The sequence below is a fragment of the Paenibacillus sp. YN15 genome (assembly GCF_003285005.1).
Classification (GTDB): domain Bacteria; phylum Bacillota; class Bacilli; order Paenibacillales; family NBRC-103111; genus Paenibacillus_AR.
The window spans coordinates 240,020-258,089 of sequence record NZ_QMFA01000006.1; the positions used below are offsets into that span (position 1 = coordinate 240,020).

Annotated in this window: 11 protein-coding genes; 9 read left to right on the forward strand and 2 right to left on the reverse strand. The window is 57.3% G+C overall.

Going from position 1 to position 18,070, the window contains the following annotated elements; all coding sequences use genetic code 11:
* Nucleotides 1–55: 55 nt before the first annotated feature.
* Nucleotides 56–976, reverse strand: coding sequence for a hypothetical protein (locus tag DQG13_RS08000; protein WP_113019223.1), 921 nt, complete (start codon nt 974–976; stop codon nt 56–58).
* 107 nt (nt 977–1,083) lie between these two features.
* Between DQG13_RS08000 and DQG13_RS08005 the strand changes: the two genes are divergently transcribed.
* The 4 genes from DQG13_RS08005 (at nt 1,084) to DQG13_RS08015 (ending at nt 5,513) form a co-directional block, all read left to right on the forward strand.
* Nucleotides 1,084–1,683: a CPBP family intramembrane glutamic endopeptidase gene (locus DQG13_RS08005; RefSeq protein WP_258525529.1), complete on the forward strand. Its 600-nt coding sequence runs from the start codon at nt 1,084–1,086 to the stop codon at nt 1,681–1,683.
* Nucleotides 1,680–1,841: a hypothetical protein gene (locus DQG13_RS30700; RefSeq protein ID WP_181592639.1), complete on the forward strand. Its 162-nt coding sequence runs from the start codon at nt 1,680–1,682 to the stop codon at nt 1,839–1,841. The genes DQG13_RS08005 and DQG13_RS30700 overlap by 4 nt, the downstream gene beginning before the upstream one ends.
* A 327-nt stretch (nt 1,842–2,168) precedes the next feature.
* Nucleotides 2,169–3,179 (forward strand): 2-oxoacid:acceptor oxidoreductase family protein, encoded by a 1,011-nt coding sequence (locus DQG13_RS08010; RefSeq protein ID WP_113019224.1) that lies wholly within the window; start codon nt 2,169–2,171, stop codon nt 3,177–3,179.
* 24 nt (nt 3,180–3,203) lie between these two features.
* Complete coding sequence (locus DQG13_RS08015) at nt 3,204–5,513, forward strand: thiamine pyrophosphate-dependent enzyme (protein ID WP_113019225.1); 2,310 nt, start codon at nt 3,204–3,206, stop codon at nt 5,511–5,513.
* A 523-nt stretch (nt 5,514–6,036) separates the two neighbouring features.
* Here DQG13_RS08015 and DQG13_RS08020 read toward each other — a convergent pair.
* Nucleotides 6,037–6,927 carry a polysaccharide deacetylase family protein gene (locus DQG13_RS08020; protein ID WP_113019226.1) on the reverse strand — a complete coding sequence of 297 codons (891 nt, stop codon included), beginning with the start codon at nt 6,925–6,927 and terminating at the stop codon, nt 6,037–6,039.
* A gap of 146 nt (nt 6,928–7,073) precedes the next feature.
* Between DQG13_RS08020 and DQG13_RS08025 the strand changes: the two genes are divergently transcribed.
* The 5 genes from DQG13_RS08025 (at nt 7,074) to DQG13_RS30705 (ending at nt 17,859) form a co-directional block, all read left to right on the forward strand.
* Entirely contained in the window at nt 7,074–7,391 is a 318-nt protein-coding gene (locus DQG13_RS08025) for a hypothetical protein (RefSeq protein ID WP_113019227.1), read from the forward strand.
* Between the two features lie 263 nt (nt 7,392–7,654).
* The gene (locus tag DQG13_RS08030) at nt 7,655–15,784 is read left to right on the forward strand and encodes a discoidin domain-containing protein (protein ID WP_113019228.1); all 8,130 of its coding nucleotides are present in this window, start codon (nt 7,655–7,657) and stop codon (nt 15,782–15,784) included.
* Nucleotides 15,785–16,139: 355 nt separating this feature from the next.
* Nucleotides 16,140–16,742: a genetic competence negative regulator gene (locus tag DQG13_RS08035; RefSeq protein ID WP_113019229.1), complete on the forward strand. Its 603-nt coding sequence runs from the start codon at nt 16,140–16,142 to the stop codon at nt 16,740–16,742.
* 199 nt (nt 16,743–16,941) lie between these two features.
* The gene (gene prsW, locus DQG13_RS08040; protein WP_113019230.1) at nt 16,942–17,640 is read left to right on the forward strand and encodes a glutamic-type intramembrane protease PrsW; all 699 of its coding nucleotides are present in this window, start codon (nt 16,942–16,944) and stop codon (nt 17,638–17,640) included.
* Nucleotides 17,641–17,700: 60 nt separating this feature from the next.
* On the forward strand, nt 17,701–17,859 hold the full coding sequence (locus DQG13_RS30705) for a hypothetical protein (RefSeq protein WP_181592640.1): 159 nt from the start codon (nt 17,701–17,703) through the stop codon (nt 17,857–17,859).
* The last annotated feature ends 211 nt before the right edge of the window (nt 17,860–18,070 follow it).

An 18,070-nucleotide genomic window follows, 5' to 3' on the forward strand; every position in this document is an offset into this window, starting at 1 on the left:
CAAACCTGTCAACAAAAATCTTTTATGGGTTTGGGCATAAGCGAAAACCTGTACCTTAATCCATTTTGGAGAAAAACGGAAGCTGGGGAAGCAGCTCGCCGCCGTAATATTTGCTCTTGCCCTGAACGAAATCTCCCGGGCGCACCGCATGGGTGCTGATGAGAAGCTCCACCACCTGGGGAACGGTGGTCAGGTTCAGCTTCTTGGCCTGGCCGCTTACGATCATGTCGTCCACACGCAGAGTCACATCCTGCGGGGTATAGGAGCTGAAGGTCCGGGACTGGATCAGCAGTCCGGCCAAATAGGCATTTTTCAGGTTCAGGTCCAGCTGGCTCCAATCATTAAAGGCCAGCTCGCCGTTCAGCACCTCCGTGCCCTTGGCGGAGGAATCCATCAGCTGATGCCATTTGACAATGGAGTCAAAATATTTCTTTTGCGCGGAAAGGGCGTAATTCATAGCTTCGGTAAAGGACGCGTCCTTGCCGATATTGCCGATGAGCACAGTGGGGGCCACCTGGTTGGCCTTGGCCTGCATGTTGTCCGCGGCTTTGCTGAAGAGCTTCAGGCTCTTCAGATATTCCTCCTGGGCTTCCACCAGCAGGGGAGAGGTATCGGGCACCGTCTGGGTCAGGGTGCTCTGGTATTTGTCCTCGGCCAGCTTGGACAGGCTCTTCAGCAGGGAGGAGGCATCCGTGCCTCCGGTCTGGCTCTCGATTTGATTCATGCTTTCGGTCCACTTCAAATTGAATTCTCGAAACGGCAAATATACGGTATGATAAAAGGATACGAGGTACGACTGGTTGTAGGCGGTCTGGTCGCCGGCTTCTCTGCGCTGCTTCACCAAATCGTAGTACTTGGCCTCGGTTCGGTCTGTGCCGATTTTCATGCCGAAGAAAAAAGCGCCCAGGGCGAAAATAAGCATGAAGATAAAGACCAGAATAAAAACAAAGTCCGACCTCGTCAAGCGTTTATCCATTCCAAATGCTCCTTTGTCAACAGTGTTATCAACGACTCGATTCGACATAAGTTAAGTATAGGGGATAAACTGCCAAAAGAAAATAAGTAGAATGGACTGGAAAAAAGGTGAAAAAACTGAAATTTCGTGATGCATTACGCAGGACTCTGGAAATAGATGCCGGCCAGGACAGGCTGCTTCTGATTAATCTGTATATGACCCAAGCGCTTACTTTGGCTTTCGCGCTTATTATCTTCCTCTTCCAAAGGCAAAATCCGCTCCGTCTGTTTCATATTCCTCATCCCGGGACGGCGGCGGCCTGGGGAATCGGCTTCGGTGCAGCGGTGCTTCTGGCGGATATGCTGGTTTCCCGCTGGGTGCCCGAGGAGGCGGCGGATGACGGCGGCATCAATAAAATGCTGTTCGGCAACCGGGCCGTATGGCATATTGCGCTTATTTCCGCCGTCGCCGCCCTCTGCGAGGAGCTGCTTTTCCGCGGCGCCGTCCAGCATGCCTGGGGGCCGTATTGGACAAGCATTTTATTCGCCGCCATCCATGTCCGCTACTTGCGCCATTGGGTGCCGACTGGACTTGTCTTCGGCATCAGTTATGGATTAGGATGGATTTATCAGGAAACGGGAACCCTTTGGTGTCCGATCCTTGCGCATTTTGTCATCGATCTGGTGATGGGGCTGATATTGAGATTCCGGAAGGAGGAGGCATCATGACGGATAAAGAGCTGGAGGAGGCGGAGCTGCCTCCCCGGAGCAGGCTTCATTCCACTGACGGCCGCAAATGGAGCAGGCGCTTTTACGGATTTCTGGTGGGCGTTTTCACATCGCTGATTGTGATTTTGATTGTTTTGAAGTACCTCGAAGGAATGTGAAAAAATTCATTTGTTCCTTTGGCTGTATTACACATTTACAATGGGCTGTTATATATCTATAATGAAAAAAGAACAGACCGGCTTTTCCTTATTTTGCAGGCGTAAGCACAGTTTTTGGGATGCTGCTGCGCTTTCATGAAAGCTTGCCCTGGACGGCCAATAAAAACTGTTGCTACTCATTTCAGTAATTGTTATAATCATTTGTAAAGAGTATTAATTTTATTTTTTCACCATTTTGCCACGTTGTTTTGCCTGACGGGAATCAATGATTTTCATCGGGTTATATATACTTCCTTTGAATCAAGGAAGAAAGGGGATAACACTTATATGTCTATCTTACCCAAGAAGAATGATCTCGGATTTTTTGAAGTCCGCATGGAATCCATCGGCGGCCTGGGCGCTAACCTGGCCGGCAAGATGCTGGCTGAGGCAGGCGTTGTCGGCGCAGGCCTGAATGGTGTCAGCTTTTCTTCTTATGGCTCGGAAAAAAAGGGATCTCCGGTTAAGGCGCATATCCGCTTCTGCGATATCGACACCCAAATCCGGGATACCACACCGGTTGAGCATCCTCATGTAGTGGTTGTGTTCCACGAATCCCTATACAAAACTATGGACGTCACCAGCGGCGTAACCGAGGACAGCATCATTCTGGTCAACTCCACCGGCACCCCGGAGGAGGTAAAGGCCAAGCTGAAGCTTAAGGCGGGAACCGTGGCGGTAATTGACGCCATCGGCATTGCTCTGGAGGAGCAGAACAAGGTCAACATGGCCATGATGGGCGCGATCTTCAGAATCGTCGATTTCCTTGATCCGCAAATCATGCGCGACGTTATCCGCAAGTCTCTGGAGAAGAAGTACCCGCAAGCCGTTGAGCCTGCGCTGCGCACCTTCGAGCGGGCTTATAACGAAGTGCAATTCCAAACCTTCAAGCTGGAGGAAGGCGATGCCTTCCCGGTATTCGTGCGCCATGACACTCCGGTCCTGGGCTATGAGACCCAGCCCATGGGCGGCGTCATCGTCAATCCCGGCAACAGCATTCTGAAGAACCTGTCCATTTCCCGGTCCGGTATGATGCCCCATTATCATGAAGACAAGTGCATCCACTGCGCCGCGTGCGATAATGTCTGCCCCGACTTCTGCTTTGTCTGGGAAGAACAGCCGGATAAGAGGGGACGTCCGCAGATGTTCCTTCAGGGCATTGACTACCAATACTGCAAAGGCTGCCTGAAGTGCGTCATCGCCTGCCCCACCGAAGCCCTCACCGGCGAGCGCGAGGAAGGCAACTACGGCGAAGAGCACCGCGTACCGCACCGCTTCGACCTTGCGGCCAACGTTTAATTAAGAGAGGAGCTGAGGATTACTATGTCTATCGAGATAAAGAGAGAAGCCACCGAAGGCACAGTCGAACAACGGATGGTGTACGAATCCGGCAACGAAATGGCCGCGTACGCCGCCCACCAGATCAACTATCACGTAATGGGATATTTCCCGATTTCTCCGTCTACAGAAGTGGCGCAGTTCCTGGACCTGATGAAGGCCAGCGGCCAGCATGACGTGAAGCTGATCCCCGCCGACGGCGAGCACAGCTCCGCGGGCATCTGTTATGGCGCGTCCACTGCCGGCGCCCGGGTATTCAATGCTACCAGCGCCAACGGCTACCTGTACATGCTGGAGCAAATGCCGGTGCAATCCGGTACCCGCTTCCCCATGGTGCTGAACCTGGTCTGCCGTTCCGTATCCGGCCCGCTGGATATCCACGGCGACCACTCCGACCTGTATTATGCGCTGAATACCGGCTGGCCGATCCTGATGTGCCGCGATCCCCAAGCCGTATACGATATGAACATTCTGGCTGTGAAGCTGGCTGAAGATCCGGAAGTCCGCCTGCCCGTGCTGGTTGCTTCCGACGGCTACTTCACCTCCCACCAGAAGCGCCGGGTGCAAACCTTCGCCAAGCGCGAGGACGTACACGCCTTTATCGGCGAGCCGCCACAAAAGCTGGGCTACCCCGACGTGCTGGACCGCAACAACCCGATTACCGTCGGCCCATACATGAACGAGCCGGACTACATCAACAACTGCTTCCAGCAATCCGAAGCCATGTACCGCGCAGGCAAGGTTTACGACCGCATCCGCCAGGAATACAAGGAACTGACCGGCCGCGACTATCCGGTGCTGGACCTGTACCGGATGGAAGACGCGGAAGTGGCCGTATTCCTGATGAACTCCTCCTCGGAAATCATCAAGGACGTGGTGGACCAGCTCCGCGAGAAGGGCATCAAGGCCGGCTCCATTGCGCCGAACATGATCCGTCCTTTCCCGCAGAAGGAAATTGTGGAGGCTCTGAAAAATGTGAAGGCCATCACCGTCGGCGACCGTGCCGATTCCTACGGCGCTTACGGCGGCAACATGGTTAACGAAATCAAGGCGGCGCTTTTCACCCATGGCAATTCGTCCACAATGGTCGTCAGCCGGATTTACGGCCTGGGCGGCAAGGACTTCTACGCCGAAGACGGCCACGCCATGTTCCAATACGCTCTGGACGCCATTGCCAAGGGCAAGGTTGAGGTTCCGTTTGCTTACCACGGACACACTCCCGGCGACCCGGACAAGAAGCCGAAGCGGGTTCTGAACCCCATGAAGTTCGAGGATTTGAAAACCGGTCTGATCACCGTAACCAAGGACGAGGCTTCCGGCAAGCTGAACGTGAAGGTTCCGCCCCTCCGCGCCCTGACCAAAAAGCCCAAGCGGATCGCTCCCGGACACGGCGCTTGCCCCGGCTGCGGCATTTTCTCCGGTCTGGAGCTGTTCTTCAAGGGAATTGAAGGGGATATCGTTTCCCTGTTCCATACGGGCTGCGCCATGGTTGTTACCACCGGCTATCCCTACTCGGCCCATAAGGCCACATATATCCACAACCTGTTCCAAAGCGGCGCCGCTACCCTGTCCGGCGTAGTGGAAGCCTTCTGGCAGCGCAAAGCCCGCGGCGAGCTGGATCATCTGGGTCTGAAGGACGACTTTACCTTTGTGATGGTCACCGGCGACGGCGGCATGGACATCGGTATGGGCGCGGCCATCGGCGCTGCTCTCCGGAACCACAAGATGATTATCCTGGAGTATGATAACGAGGGTTACATGAATACCGGCGCCCAGTTGTCCTACTCCACACCGCTGGGTCACAGAACCTCTACCTCCAACGTAGGCAAGCATCAGGGAGGCAAGATGTTCCACCACAAGGACACCGCGCAAATTATGGCTGCTACCAATATTCCTTACGTCTTCACAGGCTCCGAAGCATTCCCGCAGGACCTGGTGAAGAAAGCGGCCAAGGCACAATGGTATGCACAGAATGAGGGTCTGGTTTATGGTAAAATCCTCATCACCTGCCCGCTGAACTGGCTGTCCGAGGAGAAGGAAGGCACCTCCATTATCGGCGCTGCCGTGGATTCCTGCTTCTTCCCGCTTATGGAAATCGAGCATGGCATCACCACCATCACCTACAATCCGGAAGAGAAGGGCAAGCGGGTTCCGCTGTCCGACTGGCTGAAAACCATGGGCAAAACCAAGCATATGGTTAAACCGGAATATGCCGAAGCCTATAAAGCCTTTGAAGCCGAAGTGGAACGCCGTTGGGTCCGCCTGAAGGCACGCCACGAAAACGAGTACCTCTAAAATAAGCGAAAGCCCCGAACCGGTTTGCACCGGCGCGGGGCTTTTTAATTATAGACTTTATAGATTTCCGGGGAAGGGGAGCCCTTTCGCAGCTTGCGGCACTTGGGAATCGTCATAAGACAGGCCGGTAGACTGCTGTTGCGGAACTGAGCGACTCTTATGGTGGTGAAAACAGGAGTGCGGATGGAATAACGGAAATAAGAAACCGTTGCATTCCTGATTCGGCGAAAATAGGGCGGAAATCAGGCCGTGGCGGGGAATAAGGGCTTCCTGCTTCCGTTTACAGCGAGAAAAAGCGGTAAAAGCCGCTTTAAGAGTCGCACAGTTCCGTTACGCTCTTCCGGGTGCAGAGAGAAGGTGGTAAGGCAGGCCATTTTCCTCCGGTGGGGGACGGGTGGGGATGCAGATCAGGCCAGCACACGGTGGCCCACCACAACGTAAACAGGACATGGCGGTGGTCTTCCGCCATGTCTTTCTCAGGCGCTTATGCGGGAAAGCCCGCTGGCCCAGGGGCGGAGGGGGATTACTCCAATGCAATTGTCCCCGGGTCCACAAAGCTGTAGCCCTTAGCCTCCAGCTCGGTCAAAAGCTTGTCCAGCGCCTCGGCCGTCCAGGCCAGCTCGTGCATCAGAATATTGCTTCCGGGGTGGAGCTGCTTAAGCACGTTATCGATAACCTCCTGGGGTTTATCGGCGGTTTTGGTATCCCAATCCAAAGAGCCGTTGGACCAGGTCATATACACCATGCCGGCTTTTTTCACCGCTTCCCGGACGTAATCGCTGCCGGACCCGTTGGGCGGTCTGAAAAACTTGGGCGCTTCGCCGGTGAGCTCCTTCACGATGGTCTGCACATCGCCGATTTGCTGGTCCACCTTTTCCGGCGCTTCCTTCTTCAGGTCCACATGATCCCATGTGTGATTGCCGATGGTTTGCTTGCGTTCATGGATCAGCTTGAGCAAATCGGGATTCTGCTTGATCCGGTTCCCGTTGACGAAGAAAATGGCCTTGGCCTTATGCTTATCCAGTGTATCCAGGATCAGCGTCAGCATATCCTCTTTTTTGGGCCCGTCGTCAAAGGTAAGCAGCACCACTTTTTTATTGGCCTCGGGAGCGGTGTCCAAGGGAACCACATCATAATTTTTATTGATCTTGTATTGTTTGGCGGCAACCGCCGGAGAGGAGCTTGCCGCAGTCTCAACGGTTGCAGTCGGCTGCAGGGCCGGAGCTGAAACGGCGGGGCTTGCTGCCGGTGACGGTGTCGGCGCTGCAGCGGCGGATGCGCTGAATGCGGGAGCGGCAGATGCTCCTGAGTTCTCGGTTGCCTGGGTTCCGCAGGCGGCCAGCAAAAGCGCGGCTGCAGCCGCGGCAGCCAAGGCTGAGGTGAGTTTAGGGAATTGTTTTGTGCTTGGATTCATGGGAAAACCACCTTTCCGACTTATTTTACCATACTTCGCGCCTGATCTGCCGCGCGGCTCCCTATTTTTTTCTCACATAACTGTTGGCCCGGGGGACGAAAATAAACCCGAAAGAAAATCGCCCATTCAAAAGGAGGAGACATTCAATGCGGTTGACAAGCTTTCTGGTAGGCGCAGCGGCTGGCGCGGCGGCAGCCATGTATATGAACAGAACCAACAAAACGGTTTTGATGGGATTTTCCCAAATGGGGGACAATTTCTCCAAAGTAGTGGACAAGGCAATGATGTCCATGGCGGACCGGGGACTCAGAACCCACAAGGAACCGGAAACCAGCCAATCCCTGGACAAGGTCGAGGAGCTTATTAAGGAAGACCCCGGGGTGAAGCATGAGGTGGATCAAATTTTGTCCCATAATCATTTGAACACCGTTGATGGGGATAAAGGGCACCTTGGGGCTCACTAATCAAGAGACAGCACCCTTTTTAGCGGGCCGGCGCAGGCAGATGCGCCGGTTTTTTGCCGTTGGACGGGGCTTTTGACTTTTGGTTAGCGGTGGGAAAGATGTATGTTGCCCCTTCCGGGCAATCCGATTACCATGTAGCTGTAAGTCTGCCGGCAGTAATAATTGCGTTTAGCGGGAGGTGGGAAGGGCAAGGTAATGAAAGCCCGCCGGACTTGATGCTTGAGGCATCATCCTGTTTTGCACGAAACTGAAGGAGGTATATAATGAAAATTGTACCCAAAAAATGGATTTCCATCATCCTCATTATGACCCTGATTATGGGACTGGCTTCATCCGCCATTCCCGCGCATGTTGCCAAAGCGCTTGCGGACACGCAGGCTCCCACGGCCCCCACAAACCCCGGTTCCTTATGGAGAACCTCCGATGCCGTCCACCTGGCCTGGACCCCCTCCACAGATGATACGGGCGTGGCGGCCTATGACATTTATGACGGAGCCGCCCTTGTAGGGTCAACTCCCAATGGCTCTCCCCACTATTGGGTCACCGGTCTTGCCGGAGGCAGCCATTCCTTTACGGTGAAAGCCAGGGATGCCGCGGGCAATACCTCCGCCGCCAGCCCGTCTTATACGTTTGTCGGCGGGGCGCTGGACCGTGCGGGATGGATTGTAAGCGCTTCACACAGAACGGCTGACGCCAAGCTGGCCGTGGATCATACGAGCTCTACCCGATGGACCACAGGCACCGCCCAGGGCGCAGGCATGTGGTTTCAAATTGATACGGGAGCCGCGCCCAAAACCTACAGCAAGCTGGTTCTGGAGGGCGGGGGAGATTTCATCCGCCAATACAGCATTGCGGTTTCCGCCGACGGGACAACCTGGGGGACGCCCATTGCAAGCGGAAGCGGCACCGCCACGCTGACTGTGGAATTTGCTCCCCAAACGGCGCGCTACATCCGGATTACCTCCAATGGGGCCAACGGCAACTATTGGTCCATCTATGATCTCAATCTCTTCGGGACATGGGGAGAGGATTCTGTGCCCCCGTCGGCTCCCGTGAATGTTCAATCCAGCGCCGTTTATGACGCGGAGGTCCAATTGGAATGGACGCCTTCCACGGACAATGCCGCCGTTTATGGCTATGACATATACGCCGGAGCCCAATGGGTAGTTTTTTCATCCGTCAATTCTGCCAGAATCAGCGGGCTTGCCGCCAATACAAGCTATTCCTTTACGGTGGTTGCCCTTGATCAGGCAGGCAATGCCTCCCCGGAAAGCCAGGCTCTGGAGGTGGCCACCACCGGCCCCTTGAACCGAACCTTATGGATTGCCAAGGCCTCGGCAGGGGACGCTTCGGCCAAGCAGGGCATTGACGCCAGCGCCGGCACCCGCTGGACCACCGGCGCCGCCCAGGCAACGGGCATGTGGTACCAGGTGGATACCGGTCCCGGGGACAAGGCCTATAACAAGCTGGTGCTGGACGGGGGAGGGGACTATCCCCGCAAATATGAAATCCGCGTCTCCGACGACGGCGCGGTCTGGAGCGAGCCGGTGGCGGCAGGGACAGGCAGCGCCTCCCGGATGGTGGCGACCTTCCCCGAGCAAACCGCCAAGTTTGTGCGGATCATTCTGACAGGGGCGGCCGGCGTCTATTGGTCGATTTATGATCTGAATCTGTACGGCACCGCGGCCCCCGATACGGAATTGCCCTCCAAACCCTCCGGTCTTGCCGCGGCCAATGTGCTGGATACCCAACTGGATTTGACCTGGAATCCGGCCACGGACAATATTGCCGTTATGGGGTACAACCTGTACGCCGGTACGGAGCTTGTGACTTACACCACCGGCACCTTCTGGCAATTGACCGGCTTATCTCCGGCCACCGCCTACAGCTTCCGTGTGGAGGCGGTGGACCTGGCGGGCAACCGTTCGCCCTTGAGCGATGCGCTGGAGGTGGTAACCAAGGATGTCATTCACGTGCCCTTGATTGCCCGTTACGAAATGGAGCCGGATGCCCAGAATGCCACCCTCCTCGCCGACAGCAGCGGCTTGGGACTGTCCGGAGCCATTGCAGCTCCGGCCGCTTTTGTGGACGGCAGGCAGGGAGGCGGCAAGGCGCTGTCGCTGACGGGAGCCGATCAGGCCAAGGTGGCCAACACCGGGCTGCTGGACAAAATCAGCAATGAGATGACCATCTCCGCCTGGATCAAGCCCCAGGATCTGAATTCCTTTCAGCCCATTGTCAGCAAGCGGGACGCCAACTGGAAGGGCACCACCTTCTATTTGGGACTGGAAGGCAACAAGCTCCGGTTCGGCTACGACTACGGGGAGAAGTGGAACATCTGGTCCTTCACCTCCCCCGCTATCCAGGCCGGGCAATGGTTCCACGTGGCGGTGGCCTTCGAGGAAGGCACAGGCGTCAAATTTTATGTAAACGGCACGCTCATCGGATCGGTGAGCCCCGCCGCCGCTTATCCCGGGGCATTGCCCAATGACGTGGATATGCTGATCGGCACGGAATGGCATTATGATTCCGGCTTGCGGGCAATGATCAAATACGGGTTCCGCGGGCTTATCGATTCCCTGCGGGTTTATGGAGCCGCCCTGACCTTCGATCAGATTCAGGCGGACAAAAACGGCACCATCGCCACCCGTCCGGCAGAGGCGGGGGACTTCGCCGTCCCAGAAAAGTACGCCACCTTCCGCCTGGAGCGCTTTGATATGCCGGTGGGCCTGTTCAGCAGCGCCAGCACCAACTCCAAAACCCGGCAGCTGGCCGCCCGGGCGGACGGGCCGGACGCGGTGGATTGGCCGGCCATTACCCTGACCATTCCTCAGGCAGACGGCTCCGCCAAAACGGTCCAGCCCTTCGCGGCGGGAGCGGAATACAAGACGGAAATCTGGCTGCAGCAAAGCCCCAACAGCATGCCCAATCTCCGCCAGCCCTATGACAATGTGCTGAATCCGGGAGGACATTGGGTGCGCGGGCTTTATTGGCGGTGGGGGCAAACCTATATGTATACCACCGATCCCACGGCGCGCACATGGGGATGGGACCATTCCCTGTGGGTCTTCCCCGTGAAAATCTCAAGCGCCTCCGCCGGTGCGGTAAAAAATGTGGTGCTGAAATCGGAAGGGACGGAGATTTACAACAGCGGGAGCAAAACCTTCAATTCTCTGACCCTGCTGCTGCCGCAGAATGAAAAAGGCAAGCCCTACGAGCTTTGGGTGGACGGAAGGGGACCTGTAGCCTTTGATGCGGGGCTTAAGGATATCGAGCCGGGCAATCCCAAGGATGAGCCCATTGAGGTTGACCTGCAGCTTCCCGGCAGCGGTCCGGCCATTGCCGTCAAGACGCTGAATAAGCCCGAAACCTTTCCCAACCAGGCCAAATGGAATGAGGATGCTGCGGCTCTGTCCGCGGCCAAGCCGGCCACCCCGTCCTATACGCCTGCTTCCGGCTCTCTGCAAAGCCGGATCGGGACAGAGGTGCCGCGTTCGCCTACGGGAGTGAATTTCATCTATCTGCCCCACGGCATGAGCGCCGGCGGCTTCTTCCATTCCGAACATCCGGAAAATGCCGCCAGCTACCAAAGCATCGGCAGCCCGGCGGATTATGCCGCTTATGTGGCGGATACGGGCTATGACAGAGTATTTGAGTTCGCCAACTTCAGCGCCAATCCGCCCGAGTCCAACAACCACGACAAGGTGGCCAAGGAGCTGGCGGACCGGGGCGTGCAGTTTGGCCTGATTCCCATGACCGACCTGAATTATTTTGACCTGCGCAGCCAGAACCTGCCGTTCTATACCGCGTATCTGCCGGATTTCCACCAGCCGCTGTACCGGATTCTCCAACTGGGCCTGCAGCGCTTGGGCATCTATCCCAATCTGGCAGGGGTCAGCCTGGGGGCGGACAATGCGGGCTATGCCCAATATTGGGACTGGGCGGCGCCCCATCCCAACCGCCCGTGGGGAAGGGCCTATGAGCAGTTCCAGACCCTGAGCGGCCAGCCGCTGGTGACGCCTCTTGCCCCCAGCCTGCAGGGAACGTACAATCCCAAGTCCCATGAGCACTTTGCAGAGACCACCAAGGCCTTCACCGATTATATCGCCCGCTACAATGATACCTTCCGGAACTACGGGTATTTTGCCCGGGCGGTGCAGGCTGTTGATCCCGGCCTGGCCATGACCACCGGCTCCTTCGGCAGCTCTCCCGGCGTGGGCGCGCGCGGCGGCTGGAACTGGGCCACCATTCCCGGCAAGGAGATGCATGAGGAAATTCCGGTGCAGAGCGCCTATGACTGGAATGAGCTGGCCTCCTCCAAGCCCCTCCATCAGGTTGCCCTGCTGGACCGGCTGAAGAGCTACAATCCCGTAAAGACCACTTGGGCGCTGCAGGATGATTTCTCCTTGTTCTTCGGCAAGGCGGACCGGGAAAAAACCTACGCCATGACGCTGACCCGGGGCATCCAGTCCATCGGCACCAATTCCCTGCCCAACGACAGAGGCAATGTGGCCAAGCCACAGATGATCGCCGAGCAGAAGGAGCTGTACCAATGGATTCACAAATACGGCGGAGCCTATGCCATGACCGAGCCGGAGCCGTCCATCGGGATTCTGTATGTGAATGAGCAGGCGCTCCTGCGCGCGGGCTATGCGCCGGACAATGCCGGCGCCCAGCCAACTGAGCAGGGGCTCCTGAATGCCTCCCATGAGGGCAAGGTGACGGAGGCGCTGTTTATGACCCATGCCGCCGGATGGCCCTCCAAGGTGATTACCCCGGAGGAGCTGAAGCGGGGTTTGCCCTCCACGGTGAAGACTATTCTGCTCACCGGGCTGAACCAGTATGACGACAGCTGGCATTGGTACGACGGCATTACGGCCGAACTGGACGCGTTTGTGGAGCAGGGCGGCGTGATTATCCGGGATGCGGAATCCGTGTCGCCTGTGGCCTCCGTGGCCTCGGGCATGAATATCCGCGCCTATACCATCCAGAGCAATACGGATCAAACCCGGCTGCTGCTGGAGCGGAATGCCGACAATATTTCCATTCTCCGCAGCCTGATGGCCGGCAAGCCGCAGCCGGAAGCGGTATCCGCCAGCTCTACCGTATGGGCGGTGCCTACCCGGGCGGGGGATACCCGCTATGTGACGGTCCTGAATGAGCAGCACAGCACGGAGCCCGGAAACGAGCAGCATCTGGTAGGGCAAACAGGGGAGATTTCCTGGAACACCTCCCGGCCCATCTATGATGTGCGGCTGGGGCGGCAGGTGACGCAGGCGGAGGCCTCCCAGGTGGATCTGAACGCCCATGGCTTCCAGTGGTATGCGCTGCCTCCCGCCGAGGTGACGGTTCCGGAGATTTCCCTGAGCTTGGGAGAATCCGGCTTCTATGAGGCGGCGGCAATGATCGCCAATCCCGATCCCATGACGGGGATTCCGTTGGAATGGACGGTTGCCCCCGCCGGGGGCGGCGGCCCGGCCGCAGTCTACTCGGCAACCGGCCTGAGCGCCCAATTGCCGCTGAAGGCCACGGATGCAGGCGGCTACACGGTTACGGTCAAGGAGCTGTTAAGCGGTTTGTCCGCCTCTGTGCAAATTACGGCGCCTGCCCAGCCGACCGCTCCCGAGGGCTCTGTGCGGATTGACCGGACCGAGCAGGTGTTGGCCTTCACCGCCCGCACCGGCAAACCCCTCACCGTGGCGCTGACGGCCAGCCAGAATGCCGATCCCGCCATGGTGGCCGAGGCCAACCGTCTGGTCCAGTATTATGCGGGCAAGGGCCGCAGCGCGGCGCTGGGGCTGGCGGAGCCGGGCGGTGTGGTCAGGAGTCTGCAGGATTACAAAACCTATCTGGCCTATCCCCAATGGAAAACAGAAGAGACCGATCTGATCCTGCTGGGCTCAAGCGCCACCAATGTGCTTCTGCTGGATCAGGCAAGAGGCTTCCTGCTGCCGGAGCAAGGGAATGGTTTGGCGGCGGGAGAGGCGGCTGTGTCCTACACCAACTCCGCTTTTGTGGGCGAATATGACGTATTGAACATCATTGCCAATGATGCTGCGGGCATTACTGCCGCCGTGAATGCTCTGCTGGCGCTGCCGGAGGCCAAGCCGCAAGCGCCGCAGCTCTTGCAGGCCACCTTGCGCACCGCTTCCTCCATCGGGCTTTCCTGGAGCGGGGAAGCCTCCGCCTCCGGCTACACGGTGGAGCGGCGCTGCAACGGCAGCCCGGTATGGGAAACGGCGGGGACCACGGCCCAAGGCCAGATCTCCTTCACCGACAGCGGTCTGCTCCCGGATGCGCTTTATACGTACCGCATCAGGGCAGTCGGCCCGGCAGGCGTTTCAGCCCCCAGCGAAGAGGCGCGGGTCTATACCCTGCGCGCCGACGGCGGCTGGACGCTGCCGCCGGCCCCTGCCAATCTGGCTGCCGTTGCCCACCGGGAGACGGAAATCGATCTGGCATGGGAGCCATCCGGCGGCGAGGGGATTGCCGGATATGAGGTTTATGCCGATGGAATCAAGGTGAATGCAACGGAGATTGCCGGAACGGCCTACACCGTCACCGGCCTGAATCCGGGTGTGAAATATGTCTTCACCGTCCGGGCCAAGGATGCGGCAGGGAATCTGTCTCCGGCCAGCGCCGGGCAAGAGGCGGCCACGCTTCCCGGCGCGTTGGACCGGACCGGGTGGAACGCCGCCGCCTCCCACAATGCGGTCGGCGCCGGAAGGGCCATCGACGCAAGCGCCGCCACCCGCTGGGATACCGGCGCCAACCAGGCGGCGGGCCAGTATTACCAAGTGGATTTGGGCCGCACGGCTGTCTTTAACAAGCTAGTGCTGGATGCCTCGGGAAGCTCCGGGGATTATCCCCGCGGTTACGCCGTTGCCGTCTCCGCGGATGGCGCCGTCTGGAGCGCGCCTGTAGCTTCCGGAACCGGCAGCGCCGTAACGGCAATCCCCTTTGCGGAGCAGAGGGCCAGATATGTGCGGATCACCTTGACCAGCGCCATCTCCCGCTACTGGTCCATCCATGATCTGGCTATATACAACGAGGACGCGGAGGCGCCGTCGGCTCCGACAAGTGTGGAGGTCCGGGAGATCACCTCCAACTCGGTTCTGCTGGTTTGGTCCCCCTCGGAGGACAATCTGGCCGTAAGCGGCTACGATATCTATGCCAACGGGATCAAGCTGAATCCGGCGGCCATTGCCGAGACCGCTTATACGGCCGCAGGGCTGGCGCCGTCAACGGTGTACAGCTTTACCGTCAGGGCCAGAGACCATGCGGGGAACGTCTCCCCGGACAGTCCGGCGGCCACTGCCAAAACCATGGACGCGCCGCTGGACCGCACCGGCTGGACGGCAACGGCGTCGCCGGACTCGGCCCAGGCCAATATGGCCCTGGACGGACAGAGGAGCACTGTGTGGAGCACCGTTACCGGCCAGACCTACGGACAATACTACCAGCTGTATCTGGGCGGGGAGCGGAGCTTTAATCAAGCGGTGCTGGATGCGGGAGAACATTCCGGTGAATATCCGCGCGGCTATAAGCTTTATGTATCGGGGAACGGGGAGGACTGGGGCAGTCCGGTAGCGGAAGGCGCCTGGGCGCCGGTCACGGTAATCTCGTTCCCGTACACGACCGCTTCTTATGTGCGGATTGTTCAGACGGGAACCGGTGCCGCCCCCTGGACCCTGGCGGAAATCAACCTGTACCGCACGGACAATGAACCGCCCACGGCCCCAGCCGGTCTTGCCGCATCGCAAATTACGGAAACCTCCGCCCATCTAAGCTGGCAGCCGTCAACGGACAACGGACAGGTGGCAGGCTACCGCCTCTTCAACGGAGGGGAGCCTTACGGCGGCGCGCTCATTGCGGGGACTTCCCATACGGTGGAGGGACTTGTCCCGGCAACCGGCTATCTCTTCCAGGCAGCGGCGGTGGATGCCGCCGGGAATGTTTCCCCCTTGAGCCAGCCGGCAGCCTTCACCACCAAGGAGCCGTATCTGGACCGCACCGGTTGGACCGCCACCGCCTCCCATAATCCGGCGGGAGCGGGCAGGGCGTTGGACGGCAATGCCTCCACCAGATGGGACACTGTATCCAATCAGGTGTACGGCCAATATTTCCAGATCGACATGCAGGAGAGCCTGACCTTCAACAAGCTGGTCTTGGATGCATCCGGCAGCGCAGGCGATTATCCCCGCGGCTACAGCGTATACGTTTCGCTGGACGGAGCGGAGTGGGGGCAGCCGGTGGCTTCAGGCAGCGGCAGCGCTGTGACCGCCATTGTTTTTCCCGAGCAGACGGCCCGTTATATCCGGGTAGTCCAAACCGGGGCGGTAGCCAGGTACTGGTCCATTCATGAGGCGTATGTCTACCATATCCAGCCGTAGCCCTGCGGGTTCGGCCCAAACGCCGGAGGAATATCCTCCGGCGTTTGGCATGAATGGGGGAAGCGGCCGCTCTGCCCGTTCACGAAACTCTTCCGCGGATTACCCGTAAAATGTACTTGGTTATACACAATTTTTCCGGTGCAATTCGCAATCAATAGTGGTAACATGCTATAATAATAGCACCTGGCTCCGTCGGATCTTTACCGATTGTGTCGAAGGCGGCCCGCCGGTTTGTGCGGAGGCTGCAAGGCGGACAGGCAAGGTAATTTTTGTACACTTTTTTTGCAATACCTTCATAAACTATTACTATGGTATGCTTTTGGTTCCGAGCTGGCCAAAAAGGAGGGTCCTGTAAATGAAAATTGAACGTTTGAGTACCGATAAGATAAGGATTTTCCTCACTTTCGACGACTTGACGGAGCGCGGGATCCAAAAGGAGGACATGTGGCGGGAGATTCCCAAGGTCCACGAGCTGTTCAGCGAGATGATGGAGCAGGCTTATTCCGAGCTGGGCTTTGACGCATCAGGCCCGTTAGCCGTTGAGGTATTTGCGCTGCCTGCCCAAGGCATGGTGGTAATTGTGACCAGAGGCAAAATGAACAGTCCCGCTTCCGACTCCGCGGAGGAAGAGGAAGATATATATGAGATGGAAGTCACCCTGGAAGAGAGCGAGCTGATTTCCTACGCGTTCTCCGATTTCGAGGACTTGCTTCGTATGGCAAAGGTGGTTCTCCCCATGCTGCCGGAGGGCGGCAAGCTATTCTCTTACAAGAACCGGTACATTCTTCAGGTGGAGCCTTCCGATTGGGATGAGAAGGACAGCCGTTACCAGGCGTTGATCGCCGTTATGTCCGAATATGGAGAAGCGACTTCGGTTACCCAGGCGGTGCTGGAGGAATACGGCAAAACAGTGATTGCCGAGAATGCGGTTCAAGTGCTGTGCAGCCATTTTCAATAACGCATAGTCGGCGCGGCGGACGTGCTTCGCCTTTAAGCATCCTCAACTTGAGCAGTTGGTGAGGGTGCATTTTTTTTGCCATATAAAGAATTGCCAAACCCTTGAAGGCTGACTTGTGATAGAATGAAGTAGTTAGGCTTACCGCAGCTTATCCGTCCTAAGGCAGGGATTAAGTTGCTTTGAGAGGGGGAACGTTTGCTTGTTCCTGTTATCCATTTTGGCGGCATCCATTGCGCCCGGGTTGTCATTGCTGGCTTATTTCTATTTGAAGGACCGCTATGAGTCGGAGCCGGTACACACGGTAATCCGCATGTTCATTATGGGGGTGCTGCTGGTATTTCCCACCATGGTGCTGCAGCGGGCGTTTGTGCTCGGTTTCGGCGAGAACCCGATTTTGTACTCATTCGTTTATTCCTCCTTTCTGGAGGAGTTTCTGAAGTGGTTTATTCTCTACTTCCTCATCTATAAACATCAGGCCTTCGATGAGCCGTACGACGGCATTGTATATGCAACGGCGGTTTCCCTGGGCTTCGCCACCATGGAGAATGTCATGTACGCGCTGCTGTTCGGGCCGTCCATGTCCTCGCTGATCATGCGGGCCTTATTGCCGGTTTCCGGCCATGCGCTGTTCGGGGTGATGATGGGTTACCACATGGGCAAAGCCAAGTTCCGCGGCGGATCGTCGGAAAAAGGAGAGCTTTTCTACTCCATATGTCTGCCGGTGATCTATCATGGAGTGTTCGATTACATTATCCTTGACGCCAAGCCTTACTGGATGTGGCTGATGATTCCGCTGATGCTGTTCCTGTGGAGGAAGAGCATGATGCGGGTAAACCGGGCCAATGACCGTTCTCCCCTGCGGGCCGTGATCCGGGAGGAAAAGATTAAAATTTCCTGATGGTGTCCATACTGGATGTAGGTATGTGTTGGGACTATATCCGGGATTGCAGGAGGCGCTATGAATCGGGGCCGGACCAAGGTAAGAATCTATTGCAAGCAGTGCGGCGAGAAGTTCGTGTTGAAGGGGAGATGGGAAAAAGGCAAGCTGGAGACGGGCTTCCGGCAATGCTTATGCAGCAATGAGGATGATTTTGACATTGAGGTTGAGGATTACTGAGCCAAGAGACGTTCTTCGCGGATGACGCGTGTACTAGGAACGTCTCTTTTTTTGTGTTTGTTTGGTTGTGCCGGCTTGTTTCGTCGGTTTTGCCGGACTGTGGTTCCGTTATTTCAAGAAAAACCGGCTCTTTTGCGTCTGAGCGCACTAACGATGCATCAAATATAACATGACCAAAGAGGTCATCTAGTCAGGAGGACATTGTACTCCC